The organism is Pseudomonas sp. ChxA, from assembly GCF_030263855.1.
Taxonomy (GTDB): Bacteria; Pseudomonadota; Gammaproteobacteria; order Pseudomonadales; family Pseudomonadaceae; genus Aquipseudomonas; species Aquipseudomonas fluorescens_CB.
Window position 1 is genome coordinate 3,615,073 of sequence record NZ_JARPMK010000001.1, and the last position, 20,739, is coordinate 3,635,811.

Sequence of the window (20,739 nt, forward strand, 5' to 3'; positions counted from 1 at the left end):
ATACTGATAATGCATATCCTAATTCTATAAGAATGCGGAATATGCATTTTATAGCCATCGGTGCAGCCGAAACTCTGCGGCCGACATTGCATAGCGCCCGGCACCACCTACACTGATTTGAGTCCAACGCCCCTGATGCACCTGCACTCATTGCTCAACAAAAAACAGTTAGCCAACTGATTAATAGAGTCAACATGAAAGAGCAGCCTCGGCAGCGTGCATCCTCCCTTCTGGTTCCCTTGAGCCTGCTGTGCATCGCCCTCGCCGGCTGCACCGTCGGGCCTGATTTCGCCCGACCCGATGTGGCTGCGAACGCCGACTATGCAAAAGAAAAACTCGCCACCACTGCCCAGGCCGATATCGCCACCGGTGGCGCCGCGCAGCGGCTGATCGCAGGCATGGATATCCCCGGCCAATGGTGGACGCTGTTTCGTTCGCCCGCCTTGAACGCACTGGTCGAAGAAGCTTTGAAGGCCAACCCGGATGTGAGCGCTGCGCAAGCCGCCTTGCGCCAGGCCAACGAGTTGGTCTACGCCGACCAGGCCTCCTTGTTCCCGTCGGTGAACGGCAATGTGCAGAAGGCCCGTGAGAAAGTCTCGGGGGTCACCTCCGGTGTGCCGGAATCGCCAATACTCACCGTCAGTTCAGCGTCGCTGAGCGTCTCCTATGCCCCGGATGTGTTTGGCGGTACGCGCCGGCAAATCGAATCGACCACGGCGCAGGCCGAGTATCAGCGCTTCCAGTTGGAGGCGACCTACCTGACCTTGACTGCCAATGTGGTCAATACCGCCATCAGCCTTGCGTCTGTGCGTGATCAAATCGCATCTACCGAGGAGATCATCCGCCTGCAAGGCGGCCAACTTGATCTGCTGCAAGCTCAGCGGCGCTTGGGGGCGATTGGCGATACCGACGTGCTCACCCAGCAAACGGCACTGGCACAGACCCGTGCGACCTTGCCGCCGTTGCAAAAACAATTGGCGCAAACACGCAATCAGTTGATGGCCTATCTGGGGCGCTTCCCGAATCAGGACCAGGGCGAGCGTTTCAACCTGGCGTCTTTACGGCTGCCCGAAGAACTGCCGGTGAGCCTGCCTTCGGCCATTGTGGGCCAGCGGCCGGATGTGCGTTCCGCCGAGGCTCAACTGCATCAGGCCAGCGCCAATATCGGCGTGGCCGTCGCCAACCAGCTACCGCAGTTCAGCATTACCGGCTCGCTGGGCTCCACCGTGGCAAGCGGGACCAAGCTGTTTTCGTCGGGCTCCGGCGTGTGGAGCCTGGCGGGCTCGATTACCCAGCCGATCTTTGACGCCGGCGCGCTCGAACACCGCAAGCGCGCAGCCGTGGCCGCTTACGACGAGTCGGCGGCGCGTTATCGCGGCACGGTGGTGACCGCCTTCCAGGATGTGGCCAACGCACTGCGGGCGCTGGAAGCCGACGCCGATGCGCTCAACCAGCAGGTTGTGGCCGAACGCTCAGCGCAGGCCAACCTGGATCTGGTCCAGGCCCAATTTCGCCTTGGCGCGGTGGCCTACATCAACCTGCTCACGGCTCAGCAGACCTATCAGAACACTGCGTTGTCACGCGTCAAGGCCCAGGCCGCCCGCTACAGCGACACCACGGCGCTGTTCCAGGCGTTGGGTGGCGGCTGGTGGAACCGTACGGATGTGAACCCGGATACCAAGGGCAGCCCGGATCGCTTCGGCCTGCCGTCGTGGCAGGAAATCATGCCGGCCAAGAGCAAAGCCGCGCCGGCCGATGCCGCGCGGCTCAACTGAATCAACAGCGAGAAACCCCATGGCTGAAGTCACCCCTGTCTCTGCCCCGCCACCCGCCCCCAATGGCCCGCGCAAGCGGCGACTGTGGCGGCCGATGCTGATCATGATCGTGGTGGTGCTGGTGATTGTCGCGATCATTGCCGGGGTGAAGTTCGTGCAGATTTCGGCACTGATCGCCCAGTCCAAACAGCCCTTGCCGGCTGCTGTGGTGACGGCCATGCAGGTGCCATTTAGCGAATGGCAACCCAGTGTGTCGGCGGTGGGCTCGATGAAGGCCGTGCGCGGCGTGGATGTGACCACGGAAGTGGGCGGCATCGTGCGCACCATCGGGTTCAAACCTGGCCAGGAAGTCGAAGCCCAGGCACTGCTGGTGCAGTTGAATGCCGACTCGGATATCGCGCAACTGCACTCGCTGGAGGCCACCGCCGACCTGGCAGTGATCGTGCTCAAGCGCGACAAGGCGCAACTGGCGGTCAACGCCATCTCCCAAGCACAAGTGGACACCGATACTGCCGACTTGAAGGCCAAGCTTGCCGCCGCCGAGCAGCAGCGCGCGCTGGTGGCGAAAAAGACCATTCGCGCACCCTTTGCCGGGCGCATCGGTATCACCAGCGTCAACCCCGGTCAGTACCTCAACCCCGGCGACAAAATCGCCACGTTGCAGACCTTTGATCCCATCTACATCGACTTCAGCGTGCCGCAGACGCAGATGGAGGCGATCGCCATTGGCCAGGGCGTCGCAGTAACGGCTGACGGCCTGTCCAACCAGACGTTCAAGGGCCGCATCAGCACCATCGACACCCAGTTCGATGCCACCACGCGCAACGTCACCGTCGAAGCAACCGTGGAGAACCCCAAGCAAAACCTGGTGCCCGGCATGTTTGCGCGTGCAGTGGTCAGCTCGGGCGCCACCCAACGCTACCTCACCGTGCCGCAAACGTCGGTGACCTACAACCCGTATGGCACCACGGTATTCATTGCCACCTCGAGCAAGAACGACAAGGGTGACGAGGTGCTCACCGCGCAACAGACCTTTATCAAGACCGGGCCGACCCGTGGCGATCAGGTCGCGATCCTGTCCGGGGTCAAAGAAGGCGACCTGTTGATCACCAGCGGCCAGATGAAGCTCAAGAACGGCTCGCCGGTGAAGGTCGATAACAGCGCCGCGCCGCTGAACGACCCGGCGCCGACTCCCCAAGAACATTAAAGGTGTCCCATGAAGCTTACCGATACCTTTATTCAGCGACCGGTGTGGGCCATCGTCGTCTCGCTGTTCATTTTGATCCTGGGGCTGCGCTCGATCTTTGAATTGCCGGTGAACCAGTGGCCGCGCACGGAAAATACCGTGGTCACCATCACCACCTCCTACTACGGTGCCGACGCCTCCACCGTCGCCGGTTTTATTACCCAGCCTCTGGAGTCAGCGATTGCCCAGGCCCAAGGCATCGATTACCTGGCCTCGTCGAGCATCACCGGCATCTCGACCATCACCGCCACGCTGCGGCTGAACTATGACGCCAGCAAAGCCCTGACCGAGATCAACACCCAGGTCAACTCGGTCAAGAACCAGTTGCCGGCGCAAGCCCAGGAACCGGTGCTGACCATCGCCGTGGGGCAAACCACGGACGCCATGTACCTGGGTTTCTACAGCGACACGCTGCCGACCAATAACATCACCGACTACCTGGTGCGGGTGGTCAAGCCCAAGCTGGATTCGATCCAGGGCGTACAAACCGCCGAGATCCTCGGCGGGCGCCAATTCGCCCTGCGCGCCTGGCTGGCCCCGGACAAACTGGCGGCGCATAACGTCACCGCGCAAGACGTGTCGACGGCGCTGGCCAACAACAACTACCTGTCGGCCGTTGGCTCGACACGCGGGCAAACCGTGACCGTTGACCTCACCGCCGGCACCGATTTGCACACGGTGGATGAGTTCAAGCGGCTGGTGATCAAGCAAAAAGGCGATGCACTGGTGTACCTGGACGATGTGGCCACTGTCACCCTCGGCGCCGAAAGCTATGACAGCAGCGTGGCGTTCTCCGGCAAGCGCTCGGTGTTTATCGGCATCAAGGCGGCGCCCACCGCCAATATTCTTACCGTCGCCAGCAGCGTGCGCGAGGCCTTCCCCGAGTTGCAATCGCAACTGCCGGCCGGTGTGCGCGGCGAAATCGTGTATGACTCCACCGCGTTCATCAACACCTCGATTTACGAGGTGGTGAAGACCCTGGTCGAGGCCATGATCATTGTGTCGGTGGTGATCTATCTGTTCCTCGGCTCTTTCCGCGCGGTGATCGTGCCCTTGGTGGCGATCCCGTTGTCGCTGGTCGGCACTTTCTTTGTGATGTACCTGCTGGGGTACTCGATCAACCTGCTGACCTTATTGGCATTGGTATTGGCCATCGGCCTGGTGGTGGACGACGCGATTATCGTGGTGGAAAACGTCGACCGGCATATCAAGGAAGAAGGTAAAAGCGTGCTGGAGGCCGCGCTGGTGGCGGCGCGGGAGTTGGGCGGGCCGATCATCGCGATGACCGTGGTACTGATTGCCGCCTATGTGCCGATCGGGCTGCGCAGCGGGCTGACGGGCGCATTGTTCAAGGAGTTCTGTTTCTCGCTGGCGGGCGCTGTGACCGTGTCGGCCGTGGTGGCGTTGACGCTGTCACCGATGATGACCTCCAAGCTGTTCAAGTCCGGGCAGGAGGAAGGTCGTTTCGCGCGCAAGCTCGATGACTATTTTGATTGGTTGCGCAAGCGTTACCACCGTGTGCTGGCGGGCGGCCTGAATATCTGGCCGGTGCTAGTGACTTTTGGCTTCGTACTGTTCTTGCTGGTGGCCGCCAGTGGCATGACCGCCAAGAGTGAGCTGTCGCCCACCGAGGACCAGGGTCTGGTGTTTATGCAGATCAAAGGCCCGCCGACCGCCTCGCCGCAGCAGATGGAGCGGATTGCCGACCAAGCGTTCCAGATCGCCAATAAAGAGCCGGAATACGCGCAGATGTTCCAGCTCACCGGCCTGCCCGCGCTCAACCAGGGCCTGGGCGGCGTGTTGCTTAAAACCTGGGACGACCGCACACGCTCCCAGGCCCAACTGATTCTGGATTTGCAGCAGAAGTGGAACCAGGTGCCGGGCGCCACCATTGCCGCGTTCCCGTTGCCCTCGCTGCCAGGCGCTCAAGGGCTGCCGGTGCAGTTTGTGATCACCACCACCGACTCGGTGGAGAACCTCAATGAAGTAGCACAGGCGGTGATGGCCGAGGCACAGAAACAGCAGCTGTTCTATTTCTCCGACATGGATTTGAAGCTCGACAAACCTCAAGCCAAGCTGGTGGTGGACCGCGAAAAAATCGCCGCGCTGGGCATGACCCAAGCCGACGTGGGCGCGGCGCTGTCCGCAGCGCTGGGCGGCAACTATGTGAACTACTTCTCCACCGCCGGGCGCTCCTACAAAGTCATTCCCCAGGTGCTGCAAGTCGACCGCCTCAACCCGGACCAGATCCTCGACTACTACATCCGTACGCCCTCGGGCAGCATGATCCAGGCGCGCACCGTGGCGCATATCGAGACCTTGACCCAACCGGAATCGATCAACCACTTCCAGCAACTCAACTCGGCAACGCTGTCGGGCGTCAGCGGCGTGGCCCAGGGTGAGTTGCTGGCCAAACTCAATACCATCCTCACCAATGTGGCGCCTTCGGGCTACACCTCGGATTTCTCCGGCGAGTCGCGCCAGTTTATCCAGGAGTCTGGCGGCTTCGTCGGCTTGTTGCTGTTCTCGATACTGATTGTCTACCTGGCGTTGGCGTTCCAGTTCGAGAGCTTTCGCGACCCGGTGGTGATTCTGTTCTCGGTGCCCCCGGCGCTGTTCGGTGCACTGGCGTTTATCACCATGGGCTACGCCTCGATCAACGTGTACACCCAGGTCGGTTTGGTGACGTTGCTGGGGTTGATCACCAAGCACGGCATCCTGATCGTGCAGTTTGCCAACGAGTTGCAGCGCGCCGGTCACAGCAAGCGTGAGGCAATTGAAGAAGCGGCGGCGGTGCGGCTGCGGCCAATCCTGATGACCACCGCCGCCATGGTGCTGGGCGTGGTGCCCTTAGTGTGGGCTTCGGGCGCAGGCGCTGCGGGGCGGCATGATATGGGCCTGGTGATTTTCAGCGGGTTATCGATCGGCACGTTGCTGACGCTGTTTATGGTGCCGGCGATGTATATGTTTATTGGCGAGACGCATCACAAGGACGTCGAACAACCGGGACCCGTGCCCGTGGCGGTGCCTGACCACAGCCGGTAACCTGAGCGCTCACCCACGCTGACCACCGAGGCGGCACTTGGATTATTTCGCTGCACTCACCGCCTTTGTCGAAGCCGCCGAAGGCAATAATTTCTCCCGGGCGGCCGAACGGCTGGGCATCAAGGCGTCCACGGTGTCGCGCTATGTGAAGGATCTTGAGCAGGATTTGGGCATCGCCCTGTTCAATCGCTCGACCCGCACGCTGCACCTGACCGAAGGCGGCCAGACGTTCCTGCTGCACGCCCGTCGTGTGCTGGATGAGTTGGAGCAAGCCAAGGCGGCGACCTCGGCGCTCAACCAGCAACCGCGTGGGGTGCTCAAGCTTAATTTGCCGCCGGCATTTGCCCGTCACCATATCCTGCCGGTGTTGAACGTTTTCCTGGCGCGCTACCCGCAAATCAAGCTGGAATTGGTGCTGGATAACGCCCAGGTCAATCTGATTCACTCAGGGGTAGACCTGGCCATAAGGATTGGCGCCCTGCCTGACTCTACGCTCAAGGCGCGCAAGATCTGCGCCGGAAAGTACTTGCTGGTGGCCAGCCCGGCGCTTTGTGCGCAGCACCCGGCGCCGGCGACTCCGGCGGACCTTGCCGGCCTGCCAGCCATCCTGGGTACGCATGATGTTGCCTTCGAGGCTGGTGGTGAAGTGGTGCCGCTGGTCTATGGCGACTGTATTCGTATCAACGACCTGGACGCGCAGCTGCTGGCTGCACGCCAAGGTCTGGGCTTTGCGTTGCTGCCTGATTGGCTGGTGAGCAAAAGCATTCAGGCGGGTGAGCTGCAGGTCTGGCTGCCTCACTGGCACATCCTGGGGGCTGAACAGGCGTTTGCGGTGTGGTTTGTCTACCCGCCCAAGCGAATCGTGTCGTCCAAGGTGCGGTGTTTTATCGACTTTATCGTCGAGCAGTTGGGCGAAACGCCGTATTGGAAATAGGGTGTTTCTGTGGGGGTTGGCTTGCCTGCTATGGCGGTTTGTCGGTGTACATATCCGTTGCTGCGGTAATGGCCGCCTATGGTTCCGCTCTTACAGCGGGTCACTTTTGGCAAACGCCCCAAAAGTAACCAAAAGGTCTGTGCCCCACCACTCGGTGCCTCGCTTAGGCTCGGCATGCCCTCACTCCGGCTTGAATCCGTGGGCCGCCGCGATGGGCCATCCTTGGCCCAGCGCGGCTAACCCGGCGTCCTGCCGGGTTACCCACGGATTCAAGCCTGCGTTCGGCCATCGTGGTTAACGGGGCGTCTCAGATCAAAATCGAGATCAAGATCTACAGCACGGCGGCCTGAAAGCCGACCTGAGTGGTTGAAGCAAGAGCCAGATCAAGTGCTAAGCAAAAGCCTCTCTAACTGATGCAACGCAGTTAAAATGTGGGAGCGGGCTTGCTCGCGAATGCGGTGTATCAGTTACAGATAAATTGACTGACCCACCGCATTCGCGAGCAAGCCCGCTCCCACAATTGACCGCATGCAGTTCAGAACATGTGCTTTTCTGTGGGAGCTGGCTTGCCTGCGATGCAGACACCTCGGTACATCAGCCACACCGAGTTGATGCTATCGCAGGCAAGCCAGCTCCCACCTTTGACCGAGTATGGCTCTGCTGTTGCTGTTGCTGTTGCTCCGGCTCTTACATCCTTTTCGATGACGAAGTCAGCGGTCTTTTGATCTGCGCTTTTGATTGTGATCTTGATCTGAAATCGCCCCGTCAAACACGATGGCCGGAATCTGACAGGGATTTGGGGGGTAAACCGGCAGGGATGCCGGTTTAGCCGCGCTGGGCCAAGGATGGCCCATCGCGGCGGCCCCCCAAATCACTGGCGGATTGCGGGCATGCCGAGCCTAAGCGAGGCACCGAGTGTTGGGGCGAGGACTTTTTGGTTACTTTTGCGTCCTTGCAAAAGTGACCCGCCGTAAGGGCGGAACCCTAAGTAGCCATCACAAAAACAACGGATATGTACACCACCAACAAGCCGCCATCGCAGGCAAACCGTCTGCCACATTTTGACCGACTACTGTCAGCTAAAGCGGATATCCAACGCCCGCAGGTAAGTTTGCAACCCGGCATCCTGAATCGGGATCAAAAATGCCTCGGTGTCCGATTCATTGAAATGCGCATGCCAGTAACCCGGCGGCGTCACGAACGCCAGCCCCGGCGACCAGTCCACCCGCACCGGATTACGGATCTGGCCATCAGCGTCCAGCTCCGTGCCCACCAGCGAATAGCAACCCTTGGGGCAGTCGATAATGAAGTCCAGCGCAATCGACTGGTGCCGGTGCGGCTTCTGGATCGAACCCGCCGGCAGAATGCCGTACATGGCCCAGAGCACATGCGTGACGGTTCGGGTCTGGGGGAAATTGCGGTTGCCGAGCAAAATACTGATGCGACTGCGGTCCTGGGCGCGTGGGTCATCCGCCGCTTCACGCAGTTTCTGGTTGGCCAGCGCGGCGGGATACAACGTTGGCACAAAGCGGTCACTGCTGCGGGTCACCCCCAGGTAACGCAACAGCGGTTCATCATGCACGTAGTACAGGCGCGCATCCTGTGAGGCACTGAAACGCGCGGGCTGCAGGCCCGGCAGCGCGATAAAGCAACCGCTGGACCATTGAATGTCATGTTCGCCCTGAACCACGCGGCCCTCGCCTGCGATGACATAAAATACCTGGGAGGTCGCATTGGGGTGCAGCTCCAAGGCATCACCGGCGTTCAACCGGATAAAGTTGGCGCACAACCCCGGCCCGGTCGCCGGACCTTCACAGCCCAGCGCATGGCTGAGGTCCAGCGCAACCACCCGTGAGGCGCCGCTGTCGTACAGCGAGGCCGGGAAGCTGTGGTAAGGAATCCGGGTAATCAGGTTGGCGCTGATCGGGTTGGCCGCCTTGCTGTACTCGAAGTACTCGGCGTCCACTTGCTCACTTGGCACTGCATCGGTCAGGTCGGGTTTGAATTCGCTGTTCATGATTCACCTCAGGCTGGGCGGGTTTGAATCCACTATAGGCAGTGCGCTTGCAGGGATTAAGCACTCAGCCGGCACAGCAGTTGTGCGGGATGGGGCGGCTTTGCCCTGTGACGGTGCAAACGGCCTGTCCAGTGCCTGAGCGTGAACCGATGATCCATGCGTTCGGCGTGTATCTCATGCTCAAACGTCATAATCCCCGGTTCGTGTGCGTGGTAATCTTGGCGCCACCACGAATAGACATTGATCGTCACATGACGATGACCAAAGCCAGGAAAGAACATGCCAAAGATTTCTCACTCAGCGTTGCGCCGCAACTTCCGTGAACTGCTTGCAAAACAAATCTGCGTTGAAACCGCTTCCGTCTTCGACCCCATGTCCGCGCGCATCGCCGCCGACCTGGGGTTTGAAGTCGGTATCCTCGGTGGTTCGGTCGCCTCGCTGCAGGTACTGGCAGCCCCCGATTTTGCGTTGATCACACTGAGTGAGTTCGTTGAACAGGCCACCCGTATCGGCCGCGTCGCCCAACTGCCGTTTATTGCCGACGCCGATCACGGTTACGGCAACGCCTTGAACGTCATGCGCACCGTCGAAGAGCTTGAGCGTGCCGGTGTGGCCGCGCTGACCATTGAAGACACGCTGTTGCCGGCGCAGTTCGGGCGCAAGTCCACCGACCTGATTTCCGTCGAGGAAGGCATCGGCAAAGTGAAGGCAGCGCTTGAAGCGCGTGTCGACCCTGAACTGTCGATCATCGCGCGCACCAACGCCGGTGTGCTGCCCACCGAAGATGTCATCGCCCGCACCAAGGCCTACGAGAAAGCCGGCGCGGACGGCATCTGCATGGTTGGCGTCAAAGACTTCGACCACCTTGAGCAAATCGCCGCCAACCTGACGGTGCCGTTGATGCTCGTGACCTACGGCAACCCGCAGCTCAATGACAGCGAGCGTCTGGCGGCCCTGGGCGTGCGCATTGTGGTGGCCGGCCACGGCGCTTACTTTGCGTCGATCAAGGCCACTTACGACAGCCTGCGCGCCCAGCGCAAGCTGACCAGCAGCACGTCCAACCTCAGTGCTACGGAGCTGACCCACACCTACACGTTGCCGGAAAGCTATGTGGCGTGGGCTGAAGAGTTCATGGACGTTAAAGAGTAATTGCCGCGACGGTGCTGATTGTTGCAATCAGCACCGGATGCACGCGGTGCGGGCTGCTTCAATCAAGCCTCCAGCGTTCCCCGCGATTATTGCCCGTGCCTTTGTAGCCGCCGTCTCCATCTGGCTCCCAGCCGCCTCCCGCATTCAAGCCCGTGCCGATAAAGCCACCGCGACCATCGGATTCAAGCCCCCTGCCCTCGTTCTTGCCGGTGCCTATATAGCCGCCGCGACCATCGGACTTGTACCCACGCTTGCGGTACTCGCCGGTGCCTTCATACCCGCCGTTACCATCGGAGCGCCAACTGGCGCCTGAGGCCTTGCCGTCGCCACGGAAATAGCCTTTGCCGTCCGACCGATAATCCTCACCGGCGTTAAAACCTGTGCCCTTGTACCCGCCCGATCCGTCCGGGCTGAACCCTCGGCCATTGTTGTAGCCGATGCCTTTGAGGCCACCGTCATCGGCGGGAATGTACCCTTTGCCGTTATTTTTACCGGTGCCTCTGAGAGAACCATCCTTTTGCAACTCATAGTCACCGCCCAGGTTTCCCCCGGTGCCTTTAAGGCCGCCACGGCCGTCCGGCTCATAGCCGTTGCCCGTGTTGATGCCAGTGCCGATAAAACCTTCGGCCGCCAGCGCTGAGGCACTAAGCCCGAATAAAACACCAGCGAGCAGGATGTATGACGCTTTTTTCATGAGGCCTCTGGTCCTTTCAGAGAGGATGATGGGCGCCATGATAGGGCATGGGTTTTGCGCCGCAACTGCAACGCAAGTAAAACAGGCAACCAATAACTTGTGGCGAGGGAGCTTGCTCCCGCTGGGGCGCGAAGCGTCCCTGAAAAACGGGCCTGCTGCGCAGTCCAGCGGGAGCAAGCTCCCTCGCCACGGTGATGGTGTTGCGCCTTGAGTCAGTCATTGGCGTTGGGATTTCCCACGTCCACCTTCTCGCAGTGTGTCTTTCACGTCACTCTGGAAAAGATTATTGGAGCGCAAGTGCAACCGTCTTGTTACAAACAAATAATTAGGCGCGCGCAAGCATATCGCCACTATTGATGGCGACTTAGAAGTATCAATATGGATATATATTTATTGATATCAGCTTAAAAAATCCGCCGCAGAGCCTGCGGCGGCAAACCAAAGGTTTTTGTCGAAGCAGAGCGGCTAAGACCTGATCAACGCTACACCCGTCGAAAATTAAAAGAGGTGAAGTTTAATTAATCGAGTTTAATCCTCGACGCCGCTGCAGGCCGCGAAAAATATGATAAAAATCAGCCTCGACAACCACGTCGAGCAGAATAAAAACAGCACTACGCTCACCTGAAACATCTGCCATAAAACCTTAAACGCTCTTCAAGCCTGCGGTGTTTCTGTGCACGCGTTAATTATTCCGGGGAAGTAATAACATGATCAAACAGTGGAGCCTGTTAACACTGGCGGTGTGCGCCAGTATCAGCCAAGTGGCCCTCGCCGAGTCGGTCAGCGACCAGGCCGATTCCAAAGGCTTTATCGACGGCAGTAGCATTACCGGGCTGTTGCGCAACTATTACTTCGACCGCGACCGCCAAAGTGGCAAGGCCGACAACCGCGACTGGACCCAAGGCGCGATGCTCAACTACGCCTCGGGCTTTACCCAGGGCACCATCGGTTTTGGCGTAGACGCTTACGCCTACGGCGCGATGAAACTCGACGCCACCCACGCCGATGCCGGCACCGGTGAGTTGCCAACCAACCGCAACGGCGACCCGGAAAATGGCTATGGCTCCGTGGGCGCTGCGGTGAAGATCAAGGTCTCCAAGACCCAGCTCAAATTCGGTGACATGCAACCCACCGCGCCGGTATTCGCCACCGGCGGCACGCGCATTCTGCCGCAGACCGCCACCGGCTTTGACCTGACCAGCAGCGAAATCGCAGGCCTGGACCTGGAAGCCGGGCACTTCACCAGCACCAACAGCGGCATGACCAGCAACCATGACCACGATATCTACGCGACCTACGCCAACGTGGCGGCCAACAGCGCAAGTTTTGTCGGCGGCAAATACACCTTTACGCCATCGTTGAGTGCAACCCTGTATGCGGGCGAGCTGGAAGACATCTGGCGCCAGTACTACACCAACCTCAACTACGTGATCCCGCTGGGGCATGACCAGTCACTCGCGCTGGACGGCAACCTGTACCGCACCCTCGACACCGGCAGCGCCAAGGCCGGGGCCATCAACAACACCACCTACTCGGTGGCGGCGGCCTACTCGTTCCTGGCGGCGCATACGCTGACGCTGTCGTTCCAGAAAGTCCATGGCGACACGCCGTTCGACTACATCGGCACCGGCAACAATGGCGCGGGCGAAGGCGGCGACTCGGTGTTCCTGGCCAACTCGATCCAGTGGGGCGACTTCAACGGGCCGGGCGAGCAATCGTGGGGCATTCGTTATGACCTGAACATGGCCAGTTATGGCGTACCGGGCCTGAGCTTCATGACCCGCTACGTCAACGGCTCGGACATCAACGGCACCCACACACCCACCAACAGTGCCTATGCCGGCGACTATGGCGCCGACGGCGACCACCACGAGACCGATGTGGAGGCCAAATACGTGCTGCAAAGCGGTCCGGCGAAAAACCTGTCGTTTCGTGTGCGTGACGCCATGGTTTCATCCAACGCCGACCAACGCGACGGCAAGTTGAATGAGCTGCGGGTGATCGTCGACTATCCGTTTACCCTGTTGTAATCAGTCTCGGCTCAGCCGCTCGCGCATCCCTGCGCTGGCGGCTGAACCGGCCTGCACCACGCAGCGCTCCCACCCCACCACCGCGCCTTCGGCGGTTGCCATCATCGGCTCCAGCAACTCCCCGGTCTCGCGCTCCACGACCTCCACGCTGCGGCCGTCTTCGGCGTAATGCCGATTGCCCCATGCCACCAATGCCATCAGCACCATGCGAAAGTCCTCGCCCTTGGCCGTCGGTACGTATTCGTAACGTGGCGGCCGCTCGCTGTAGGCGCGGCGCTCGAGCATGCCGGCCTCCACCAAGCCATTGAGGCGGCGCGTCAGCATGTTCGGCGCGATGCCCAGGCTGCGCGAGAACTCATCAAACCGCCGCAAGCCATGCAGCGCGTCGCGCATGATCAACATGCTCCACCACTCCCCTACCCGTTCAAGGCTGCGGGCGATGGGGCATTCGTCGCTGATAAGGGATTTGCGTTGCATGGACGTTCCTGTGTGCGGGTGCAAAGTTGTGTGGCACCATGTTACTTTCATGTTGATAGTGACGTCCACAGCTGTGTATCCCTCAAGCAACAGGAGTCGATTGATCATGAGTAAACGTATCGTCGTGACCGGTATGGGCGCGCTGACGCCGCTGGGGTCGAGTGTGGAATCCACCTGGCAACGCCTGTTGAATGGGCAATCGGGGATTCGTCGTCTACCCGAAGAATTGATCGGTGACTTGGCCATCAGCATCGGCGGCCAGGTGCAAACTGTGCTGCAAGACCCCGAAGCCGGGTTTGACCCCGATCGACTGCTGGCCGCCAAGGAACAGCGCAAGATGGACCGCTTTATCCTGTTTGCCCTGGCGGCAGCGGATGAAGCCTTGAAGCAAGCCGGTTGGGCGCCAAAAACGCCGGAAAAGCAGGAACGCACAGCCACCATCATTGCCTCCGGCGTCGGTGGCTTCCCGGCGATTGCCGAGGCGGTGCGCACCACCGACAGCAAAGGCCCACGGCGGTTGTCGCCGTTTACCATTCCGTCATTTCTGAGCAACATGGCCGCCGGGCATGTGTCGATCAACTATGGCTTGAAAGGCCCGCTGGGCGCGCCGGTGACCGCCTGCGCCGCAGGTGTACAGGCCATCGGTGACGCGGCGCGGATGATCCGCGCCGGAGAAATCGACGTGGCGGTGTGCGGCGGCGCTGAAGCGGCGATTCATCGAGTCAGCCTCGCCGGCTTTGCAGCCGCACGGGCATTGTCCAGCGACTTCAATGCCACGCCGGAGCGTGCTTCGCGGCCGTTCGACCAGGCGCGTGATGGTTTTGTGATGGGTGAAGGCGCCGGCATCCTGGTGATCGAAGCGCTTGAACACGCCCTGGCACGCGGCGCGCAGCCCATTGCCGAACTGGTGGGTTATGGCACCAGTGCCGATGCCTATCACATGACCGCAGGCCCCGAAGACGGCGATGGTGCACGCCGGGCGATGGCGCAGGCGTTGCGTCAGGCCGGTATCGAGGCGTCACAGGTGCAGTATTTGAATGCGCACGCAACGTCGACACCCGTGGGTGACAAAGGCGAGCTGGCAGCCATCAAGACTGTGTTCGGCGCCAGTGGCCACCCGGCCATCAGCTCGACCAAATCCGCCACCGGCCACCTGTTGGGCGCCGCCGGCGGCATTGAAGCGATCTTCACCGTCCTCGCCCTGCGCGATCAGATTGCGCCGATGACACTTAACCTCGACAACCCCGATGCGCTGGCGGACGGGCTGGACATGGTGCGCGGTGAGGCGCGGCCCATGCCGATTGAATACGCGCTGTCCAATGGCTTTGGTTTTGGCGGCGTGAATGCCAGCGTGCTGTTCCGGCGCTGGGTGTAGTTTGCCCCTGCCGTAGATTTCGGGGACCATGGGCGCCTTTCTGTAACCGCCAACAAGAGGCGCCCATGGCCAACCACGACCTGTCTTTCACCCCCGACCCGGATGCCGACTCCATCTCCAGCGACGTCATCGGCTTCAATGGCATCCTGGTTTCCACCCAAATCCCGACGCACGCCGATGGCAGCCTGGAACTGGGCGATATCACCCTGCAAAGCGAATGCACCCTGCAAGCGCTGAAGGTCGCGCTGGAGAAGGCCGGCAGCTCCATGGATCGGGTGATGCACCTGACCATCTACCTCACCGACATGGCTGATCGCGCAGCATTCAACGAAGTCTACAAGCGCTTTTTCGCCAAGCCCTGGCCCGTTCGCGCCGCCGTTGGCGTGGCTGCCTTGGCGGTAGAAGGCATGCGCGTGGAAGTCACCGCGATGGCCGCCAAGGCCTGAGTTATCACCCGAAATACACATCTAATGTGGGAGCAGGCAAGCCAGCTCCTACATGGCAGCCCTGTGGTAGATGCCGGTCAGGCATTTCACAGCTACAATGCGCGCCTCAACCGTGACAAGCCTGACTAAAAAAACTATGTCCTTGCCCAAGCACCACCTGGAATTGCTCAGCCCTGCCCGTGATGTCGCCATCGCGCGCGAGGCTATCTTGCATGGCGCCGACGCCATCTATATCGGCGGCCCAAGCTTCGGCGCACGCCATAATGCGTGTAACGAGGTGAGCGATATCGCTCAACTGGTCGAATTCGCCCGCCGTTACCACGCCCGCGTGTTCACCACCATCAACACCATCCTGCATGACAACGAGCTGGAACCTGCGCGCAAGCTGATCCATCAGCTCTACGACGCCGGTGTCGATGCCTTGATCGTGCAAGACCTGGGCGTGATGGAGCTGGATATTCCGCCGATCGAGCTGCACGCCAGCACCCAGACCGATATCCGCACCCTGGCCCGCGCCAAGTTTCTCGACCAGGCCGGTTTTTCGCAGTTGGTATTGGCCCGTGAGCTGAACCTGCAGGAAATCCGCGCGATCGCCGATGAAACCGATGCCGCCATCGAGTTCTTCATCCACGGTGCGCTGTGTGTGGCGTTCTCCGGGCAGTGCAACATCTCCCACGCGCAAAATGGCCGCAGCGCCAACCGTGGCGACTGCTCCCAGGCCTGCCGCCTGCCGTACACCTTGAAAGATGACCAGGGCCGCGTCGTGGCCTTTGAAAAGCACCTGCTGTCGATGAAAGACAACAACCAGAGCGCCAACATCCGCGCGCTGGTCGAAGCCGGTGTGCGCTCGTTCAAGATCGAAGGCCGCTACAAGGACATGGGCTATGTGAAGAACATCACCGCCTATTACCGCCAGCGCCTTGATGACGTGCTCGAAGACCGCACGGACCTGGCCCGTGCCTCCAGCGGCCGTACCGCGCACTTCTTCCTGCCTGACCCGGAAAAAACCTTCCACCGTGGCAGCACCGATTATTTCGTCAGCGACCGCAAGATCGACATCGGCGCCTTCGACACCCCAACCTTCACCGGCCTGCCGGTGGGTGTGGTGGAAAAAGCCGGCAAGCGCGACTTGCAGGTGGTCACCCATGAGCCGCTGTCCAATGGCGACGGCCTCAATGTGCTGATCAAACGTGAAGTGGTGGGCTTTCGTGCCAACATCGCCGAAGCCAAAGGTGAGTTCGAGGAAGATGGCCAGAAGCGCTATCGCTACCGCGTCGAGCCGAATGAAATGCCGGCCGGCCTGCATCAGTTGCGCCCCAATCATCCGCTGAACCGCAACCTCGACCATAACTGGCAACAAGCGCTGCTCAAAACCTCCGCCGAACGCCGCATCGGCCTGGCCTGGGTGGCACGCCTGCGTGAAGACCAGCTTGAAGTCACCGCCACCAGCGAAGAAGGCATCAGCGCCAGCGTCACCCTGCCCGGCCCGTTTGGCGTGGCCAACAAGCCGGAACAGGCGCTCGACACCCTGCGTGATCTGCTTGGCCAACTCGGCACCACCGAATACCACGCCACACACGTCGAGCTGGATGCGCCGCAGGCGTTCTTCATCCCCAACTCGCAGCTCAAGGCGTTGCGCCGCGAAGTGATCGAAGCGCTGACCGCCGCACGCGTTGCCGCGCACCCGCGTGGCGGGCGCAAGGCCGAAACCTCACCGCCACCGGTGTACCCGGAAGCGCATTTGTCGTTCCTGGCCAACGTTTACAACCAGAAGGCCCGCGACTTCTACCACCGTCACGGCGTCAAGCTGATCGACGCCGCCTTCGAAGCCCACGAAGAAACCGGCGAAGTGCCGGTGATGATCACCAAGCACTGCCTGCGTTTTTCGTTCAACCTGTGCCCCAAACAGGCCAAGGGCGTGACCGGCGTGAAAACCAAGGTGGCGCCGATGCAGTTGATTCACGGCGACGAAGTGCTGACCCTCAAGTTCGACTGCAAACCGTGCGAGATGCACGTGGTGGGCAAGATCAAGGGGCATATCCTTGGGCTGCCGCAGCCGGGCAGTAAGGTGGAGCACTTCAACCCGGAAAACATCATCTTTCAGGGCACGCACTAGCCCTTGAGGCGCGGGGCCACCACCAGCCCCGCTGCAACCCCGCTGCCGCCAGCAGGATTGCGGCCACACCCAGCCATTGCAGCCAACCCAGGCGATGGCCGAACGCAATCCAGTCGACAAAAATCGCCGCAATCGGATAGATAAACGACAGTGCACCGGTAATGGCGGTGGGCAGTTTCTGGATCGCGCCGTACAACAACACGTACATCAAACCGGTGTGTACCACGCCAAGTGTCACCAGTGCAGCCCACGCATTGGTTGACACCGGCAGGCTGTTCCAAGGCACCAGCGGCGCGAGTAACAGAGCGCCGGTTGTCACTTGGATCAACGCCATCAAATGCGGCGGTACTTCCTTCAGGCGTTTGATGATCAGTGCAGCAACCGCATACAAAAATGCCGCACCCAGCGCCAGTGCAATGCCTGTCAGGTAACCAGCGCCACCGCTTTGCTGCTCGCCATGGGCCGTGACAATCGCCAACATGCCGAGGAACGCCACACTCAACCACGCCATTTTCTGCACGGTGATTTTTTCACCGAGAAACACCGCAGCCAACATCACCAACATAAACGGCTGCACGTTATACACCGCCGTGCTGATGGCAATTGACGCGTGGGAATAGGAGTCGAACAACAGCAACCAATTGCCGACGATGGCCACACCGCTGAGCATCGCCAGGCCGAACTTGGCCCAGGTGAGCAATTCCAGTCGCAAGTAACCCAGCAGTGCGCAGACCAGCAATAGGGCCAGTGCGCCGATGACGCAACGCCAGAACACCACTTCGATCACCGACACGCCCGACACCAGCACAAACCAGCCGATAGTCCCCGAAATCAGCATGGCGGCGACCATTTCCCACGACCCGCGACGGATAGATGTGTCCACGATGAAAGCTCCTCAAGTGAGGCGCAATTATGGCAATCTGCTGGTCAGCGGCTCCAGCGACTAAAAAAGGCAAAAACCTTTATTCACCTTTTGTTATTAGGCAGACAGCATGATTGACACCATCGACCAGCAACTGATCGGCGCCTTGATGGACGACTCGCGCCTATCGCTCAAGGCCTTGGCGGGTATTACCGGGCTGTCCTCGCCCAGCGTCGGCGAACGCTTGCGGCGGCTGGAGGAGCGCGGCGTACTCACCCACTACACCGTTGATATCGACCCCAAACACTTCGGTTACCTGCTGCAAGCCATCGTGCGCATTCGCCCCTTGCCCGGCAAGTTGCAGGAGGTGGAGCGCCAGATCCAGGCGATACCCGAATTCACCGAATGCGACAAGGTCACCGGTGACGACTGCTTTATCGCGCGCCTGCATGTGCGCACCATGGACCAGCTAGACAGCCTGCTCGACCGCCTCAACGCCTATGCCGAAACCAACACCGCCATCGTCAAGAAAACCCCGGTAAAACGCCGTTTGCCGCCTCTCGCCGATTAGTGATTTTGCGTCATTAAAGCAGTGACGCAATCGCTATTCTGTCATCACTGGCCGATCTTTATGCTGGGCTCCACTCAATGGAAACCACAGGTATAAAGCTCATGTATGTGATTACGGGTATTACCGGCAAAGTCGGCGGCGCACTCGCGCGCAACCTCATCAACGCCGGCCAGCCGGTGCGCGCGGTGATTCGCGATGCGGGCAAAGCAGCTTTTTGGGCCGATCAAGGTTGCGAAGTAGTGTTTGCGCAAATGGATGACGCACAGGCATTAACCGAAGCGTTCAAGGGCGCCACCGGCGTGTTTATCCTGCCCCCACCTGGGTTTGATCCGCAGCCTGGTTTTCCCGAAGCCCGTGCGGTAATTGCCGCAGTCAGCCAAGCGCTACAGGCGGCTGCGCCGAACAAGGTGCTGTGCCTCTCGACCATCGGCGCCCAGGCTACTGAGGTCAACCTGCTCACCCAACGCACCCTGATGGAACAAGCCCTGAGCGCCCTGGACATTCCGGTCACCTTCCTGCGCCCCGCCTGGTTTATGGAAAACACGCTATACGACGTGATCGCCGCACGGGAAACTGGCGTGATCAATAGCTTCCTGCAACCGCTGGACAAGGCGGTACCGATGATCGCCACGGCGGACATCGGCACCCTCGCCGCGCAGCTGTTGCAACAGGAGTGGGCTGGCCATCGGGTGGTTGAACTGGAAGGCCAGTGGGTCAGCCCCAACGACATAGCCCAAGGCTTGTCGCAGGTGCTCGGCCGCGACGTGCACGCTGAAGCGGTAGCGCGTGAGACGTGGGAAGACTTACTGCGTGCCCAGGGCGCTCAGAACCCATTGCCACGCATGCGCATGGTGGACGGGTTCAACGAAGGCTGGATCTGTTTTGAGCATGAGCAGGTGCTTAAGGGAGGAACATCGTTGCTGACGGTGCTGCGTGAACTGGCGGACCAAACCCACTAATTGTGGGAAACAGGCTTGTTGGGGAAATAGGCTTCCTGGGGCAAACAGGCTTTTTGTGGCGAGCAGGCTTGCCCTGCGCTGGGCTGCGCAGCAGCCCCAAAACAGTCACCGCATATTTCCAGGTGTATTGCATGGTCAGGTACAGGGGCCGCTGCGCGCCCCAACGCAGGGCAAGTCTGCTCGCCACAGTGGGATTGGTCGACGGGTTTATAGCGTGAGCTGGCCGATAGCACTGCTGATTTTCGCAAACCGGCTCCCTGTGGCGAGCAGGCTTGCCCTGCGTTGGGCTGCGCAGCAGCCCCAAAACAGTCACCGCGTATTTCCAGGTGTATTGCATGGTCAGGTACAGGGGCCGCTGCGCGCCCCAACGCAGGGCAAGCCTGCTCGCCACAGTAGGCCTGTTCGCAACAGGAAATCGGTTCAACACGGGGATGGGCTTAGAAATATCGGGACACGCAAGTGTTCCAGGCTGGGCCGATTGCGCTGCTAGCGTCAAAGCTTCTTATTCAAGCAAGGAACAACGGATTGTCTCCTCAACCCAACTCCCATCTGTTACGTCGTGGTCGCTATTCAGAAACCGGTCGAGCTTATTTGGTCACTGCCGTGGTGCATCAGCGACTGCCCTTGTTTCGGAATTTCCAGCTAGGCCGTTTGTTGGTCACAGAATTTAAACGAACTCACCAAGCCGGCCTGGTCAACTCACTGGCGTGGGTGGTGATGCCGGATCATTTTCATTGGTTGTTCGACCTGAACAACTCAACATTGCGCGATGTGATGCGCCAGACCAAATCGCGCAGCACACTCAGCATCAATCGAGCGCGTGGCAGTCGGGAAAGGTTCTGGCAGCGTGGTTACCATGACCGCGCCGTTCGGGCTGATGAAGATGTTCTGAAGATGGCCCGTTATGTCATCGCCAACCCTCTGCGAGCCGGGCTGGTTGAGCACATTGGTGATTATCCGTTATGGGATGCGGCCTGGTTATAAAAACTTACTGGATGCACCGACCTGTTCTAGCAAGCAGGCTCCCTGTGGCGAGCAGGCTT

Annotated in this window: 16 protein-coding genes; 12 read left to right on the forward strand and 4 right to left on the reverse strand. The window is 60.2% G+C overall.

Annotated elements, in window-relative coordinates:
* Nucleotides 1-194: 194 nt before the first annotated feature.
* From P5706_RS16195 to P5706_RS16210, 4 genes are all read left to right on the forward strand, one after another.
* Nucleotides 195-1,775, forward strand: coding sequence for an efflux transporter outer membrane subunit (locus P5706_RS16195; RefSeq protein WP_285680110.1), 1,581 nt, complete (start codon nucleotides 195-197; stop codon nucleotides 1,773-1,775).
* Nucleotides 1,776-1,869: 94 nt separating this feature from the next.
* Nucleotides 1,870-2,982, forward strand: coding sequence for an efflux RND transporter periplasmic adaptor subunit (locus P5706_RS16200; RefSeq protein WP_200432973.1), 1,113 nt, complete (start codon nucleotides 1,870-1,872; stop codon nucleotides 2,980-2,982).
* A 9-nt stretch (nucleotides 2,983-2,991) separates the two neighbouring features.
* Nucleotides 2,992-6,066, forward strand: a complete 3,075-nt coding sequence (locus P5706_RS16205; protein WP_285680112.1) for an efflux RND transporter permease subunit — start codon at nucleotides 2,992-2,994, stop codon at nucleotides 6,064-6,066.
* 37 nt (nucleotides 6,067-6,103) lie between these two features.
* A complete protein-coding gene (locus P5706_RS16210) occupies nucleotides 6,104-7,000 on the forward strand; it encodes a LysR family transcriptional regulator (RefSeq protein WP_285680114.1) in 897 nt (298 codons plus the stop codon).
* A gap of 1,075 nt (nucleotides 7,001-8,075) precedes the next feature.
* Here the strand turns inward: P5706_RS16210 and P5706_RS16215 are convergent.
* Nucleotides 8,076-9,017 carry a cupin domain-containing protein gene (locus P5706_RS16215; protein WP_200434421.1) on the reverse strand — a complete coding sequence of 314 codons (942 nt, stop codon included), beginning with the start codon at nucleotides 9,015-9,017 and terminating at the stop codon, nucleotides 8,076-8,078.
* A gap of 279 nt (nucleotides 9,018-9,296) precedes the next feature.
* On the opposite strand from P5706_RS16215, the gene P5706_RS16220 reads away from it, so the two are divergent.
* Nucleotides 9,297-10,166 carry an oxaloacetate decarboxylase gene (locus tag P5706_RS16220; protein ID WP_017135623.1) on the forward strand — a complete coding sequence of 290 codons (870 nt, stop codon included), beginning with the start codon at nucleotides 9,297-9,299 and terminating at the stop codon, nucleotides 10,164-10,166.
* A gap of 58 nt (nucleotides 10,167-10,224) precedes the next feature.
* Here P5706_RS16220 and P5706_RS16225 read toward each other — a convergent pair whose 3' ends face one another.
* Complete coding sequence (locus P5706_RS16225) at nucleotides 10,225-10,860, reverse strand: hypothetical protein (protein ID WP_200434422.1); 636 nt, start codon at nucleotides 10,858-10,860, stop codon at nucleotides 10,225-10,227.
* A 707-nt stretch (nucleotides 10,861-11,567) separates the two neighbouring features.
* Between P5706_RS16225 and P5706_RS16230 the strand changes: the two genes are divergently transcribed.
* Complete coding sequence (locus P5706_RS16230) at nucleotides 11,568-12,890, forward strand: OprD family porin (protein WP_200434423.1); 1,323 nt, start codon at nucleotides 11,568-11,570, stop codon at nucleotides 12,888-12,890.
* On the opposite strand, the gene P5706_RS16235 is transcribed toward P5706_RS16230, so the two are convergent.
* Entirely contained in the window at nucleotides 12,891-13,367 is a 477-nt protein-coding gene (locus P5706_RS16235) for a winged helix-turn-helix transcriptional regulator (protein WP_200434424.1), read from the reverse strand.
* A gap of 106 nt (nucleotides 13,368-13,473) precedes the next feature.
* Here P5706_RS16235 and fabF point away from each other — a divergent pair, with 106 nt between their 5' ends.
* The 3 genes from fabF to P5706_RS16250 all read left to right on the forward strand — a co-directional run bounded on the left by fabF (nucleotide 13,474) and on the right by P5706_RS16250 (nucleotide 17,304).
* Nucleotides 13,474-14,742, forward strand: coding sequence for a beta-ketoacyl-ACP synthase II (fabF, locus tag P5706_RS16240; RefSeq protein WP_285680119.1), 1,269 nt, complete (start codon nucleotides 13,474-13,476; stop codon nucleotides 14,740-14,742).
* A gap of 65 nt (nucleotides 14,743-14,807) precedes the next feature.
* A complete protein-coding gene (locus P5706_RS16245) occupies nucleotides 14,808-15,188 on the forward strand; it encodes a RidA family protein (protein ID WP_017135617.1) in 381 nt (126 codons plus the stop codon).
* A 136-nt stretch (nucleotides 15,189-15,324) separates the two neighbouring features.
* Entirely contained in the window at nucleotides 15,325-17,304 is a 1,980-nt protein-coding gene (locus tag P5706_RS16250; RefSeq protein WP_285680123.1) for a peptidase U32 family protein, read from the forward strand.
* Here P5706_RS16250 and P5706_RS16255 read toward each other — a convergent pair.
* Nucleotides 17,282-18,187: a DMT family transporter gene (locus P5706_RS16255; protein ID WP_285680125.1), complete on the reverse strand. Its 906-nt coding sequence runs from the start codon at nucleotides 18,185-18,187 to the stop codon at nucleotides 17,282-17,284. The two genes, P5706_RS16250 and P5706_RS16255, sit on opposite strands and share 23 nt — an antisense overlap.
* 109 nt (nucleotides 18,188-18,296) lie before the next feature.
* Between P5706_RS16255 and P5706_RS16260 the strand changes: the two genes are divergently transcribed.
* The 3 genes from P5706_RS16260 to P5706_RS16270 all read left to right on the forward strand — a co-directional run bounded on the left by P5706_RS16260 (nucleotide 18,297) and on the right by P5706_RS16270 (nucleotide 20,680).
* Nucleotides 18,297-18,737, forward strand: coding sequence for an Lrp/AsnC family transcriptional regulator (locus P5706_RS16260; RefSeq protein ID WP_200434428.1), 441 nt, complete (start codon nucleotides 18,297-18,299; stop codon nucleotides 18,735-18,737).
* A 101-nt stretch (nucleotides 18,738-18,838) separates the two neighbouring features.
* Nucleotides 18,839-19,696, forward strand: coding sequence for an NmrA family NAD(P)-binding protein (locus P5706_RS16265; RefSeq protein ID WP_285680128.1), 858 nt, complete (start codon nucleotides 18,839-18,841; stop codon nucleotides 19,694-19,696).
* A gap of 525 nt (nucleotides 19,697-20,221) precedes the next feature.
* On the forward strand, nucleotides 20,222-20,680 hold the full coding sequence (locus tag P5706_RS16270; RefSeq protein WP_285680130.1) for an REP-associated tyrosine transposase: 459 nt from the start codon (nucleotides 20,222-20,224) through the stop codon (nucleotides 20,678-20,680).
* The last annotated feature ends 59 nt before the right edge of the window (nucleotides 20,681-20,739 follow it).

Bases quoted from the DNA above. Each gene is read 5' to 3' on its own strand.
- P5706_RS16195 (WP_285680110.1), top strand. From the start codon at position 195: ATGAAAGAGCAGCCTCGGCAGCGTGCATCCTCCCTTCTGGTTCCCTTG.
- fabF (WP_285680119.1), top strand. From the start codon at position 13,474: ATGAGTAAACGTATCGTCGTGACCGGTATGGGCGCGCTGACGCCGCTG.
- P5706_RS16200 (WP_200432973.1), top strand. From the start codon at position 1,870: ATGCTGATCATGATCGTGGTGGTGCTGGTGATTGTCGCGATCATTGCC.
- P5706_RS16215 (WP_200434421.1), bottom strand. From the start codon at position 9,017: ATGAACAGCGAATTCAAACCCGACCTGACCGATGCAGTGCCAAGTGAG.
- P5706_RS16265 (WP_285680128.1), top strand. From the start codon at position 18,839: ATGTATGTGATTACGGGTATTACCGGCAAAGTCGGCGGCGCACTCGCG.
- P5706_RS16250 (WP_285680123.1), top strand. From the start codon at position 15,325: ATGTCCTTGCCCAAGCACCACCTGGAATTGCTCAGCCCTGCCCGTGAT.
- P5706_RS16220 (WP_017135623.1), top strand. From the start codon at position 9,297: ATGCCAAAGATTTCTCACTCAGCGTTGCGCCGCAACTTCCGTGAACTG.
- P5706_RS16235 (WP_200434424.1), bottom strand. From the start codon at position 13,367: ATGCAACGCAAATCCCTTATCAGCGACGAATGCCCCATCGCCCGCAGC.
- P5706_RS16230 (WP_200434423.1), top strand. From the start codon at position 11,568: ATGATCAAACAGTGGAGCCTGTTAACACTGGCGGTGTGCGCCAGTATC.
- P5706_RS16225 (WP_200434422.1), bottom strand. From the start codon at position 10,860: ATGAAAAAAGCGTCATACATCCTGCTCGCTGGTGTTTTATTCGGGCTT.
- P5706_RS16245 (WP_017135617.1), top strand. From the start codon at position 14,808: ATGGCCAACCACGACCTGTCTTTCACCCCCGACCCGGATGCCGACTCC.
- P5706_RS16205 (WP_285680112.1), top strand. From the start codon at position 2,992: ATGAAGCTTACCGATACCTTTATTCAGCGACCGGTGTGGGCCATCGTC.
- P5706_RS16260 (WP_200434428.1), top strand. From the start codon at position 18,297: ATGATTGACACCATCGACCAGCAACTGATCGGCGCCTTGATGGACGAC.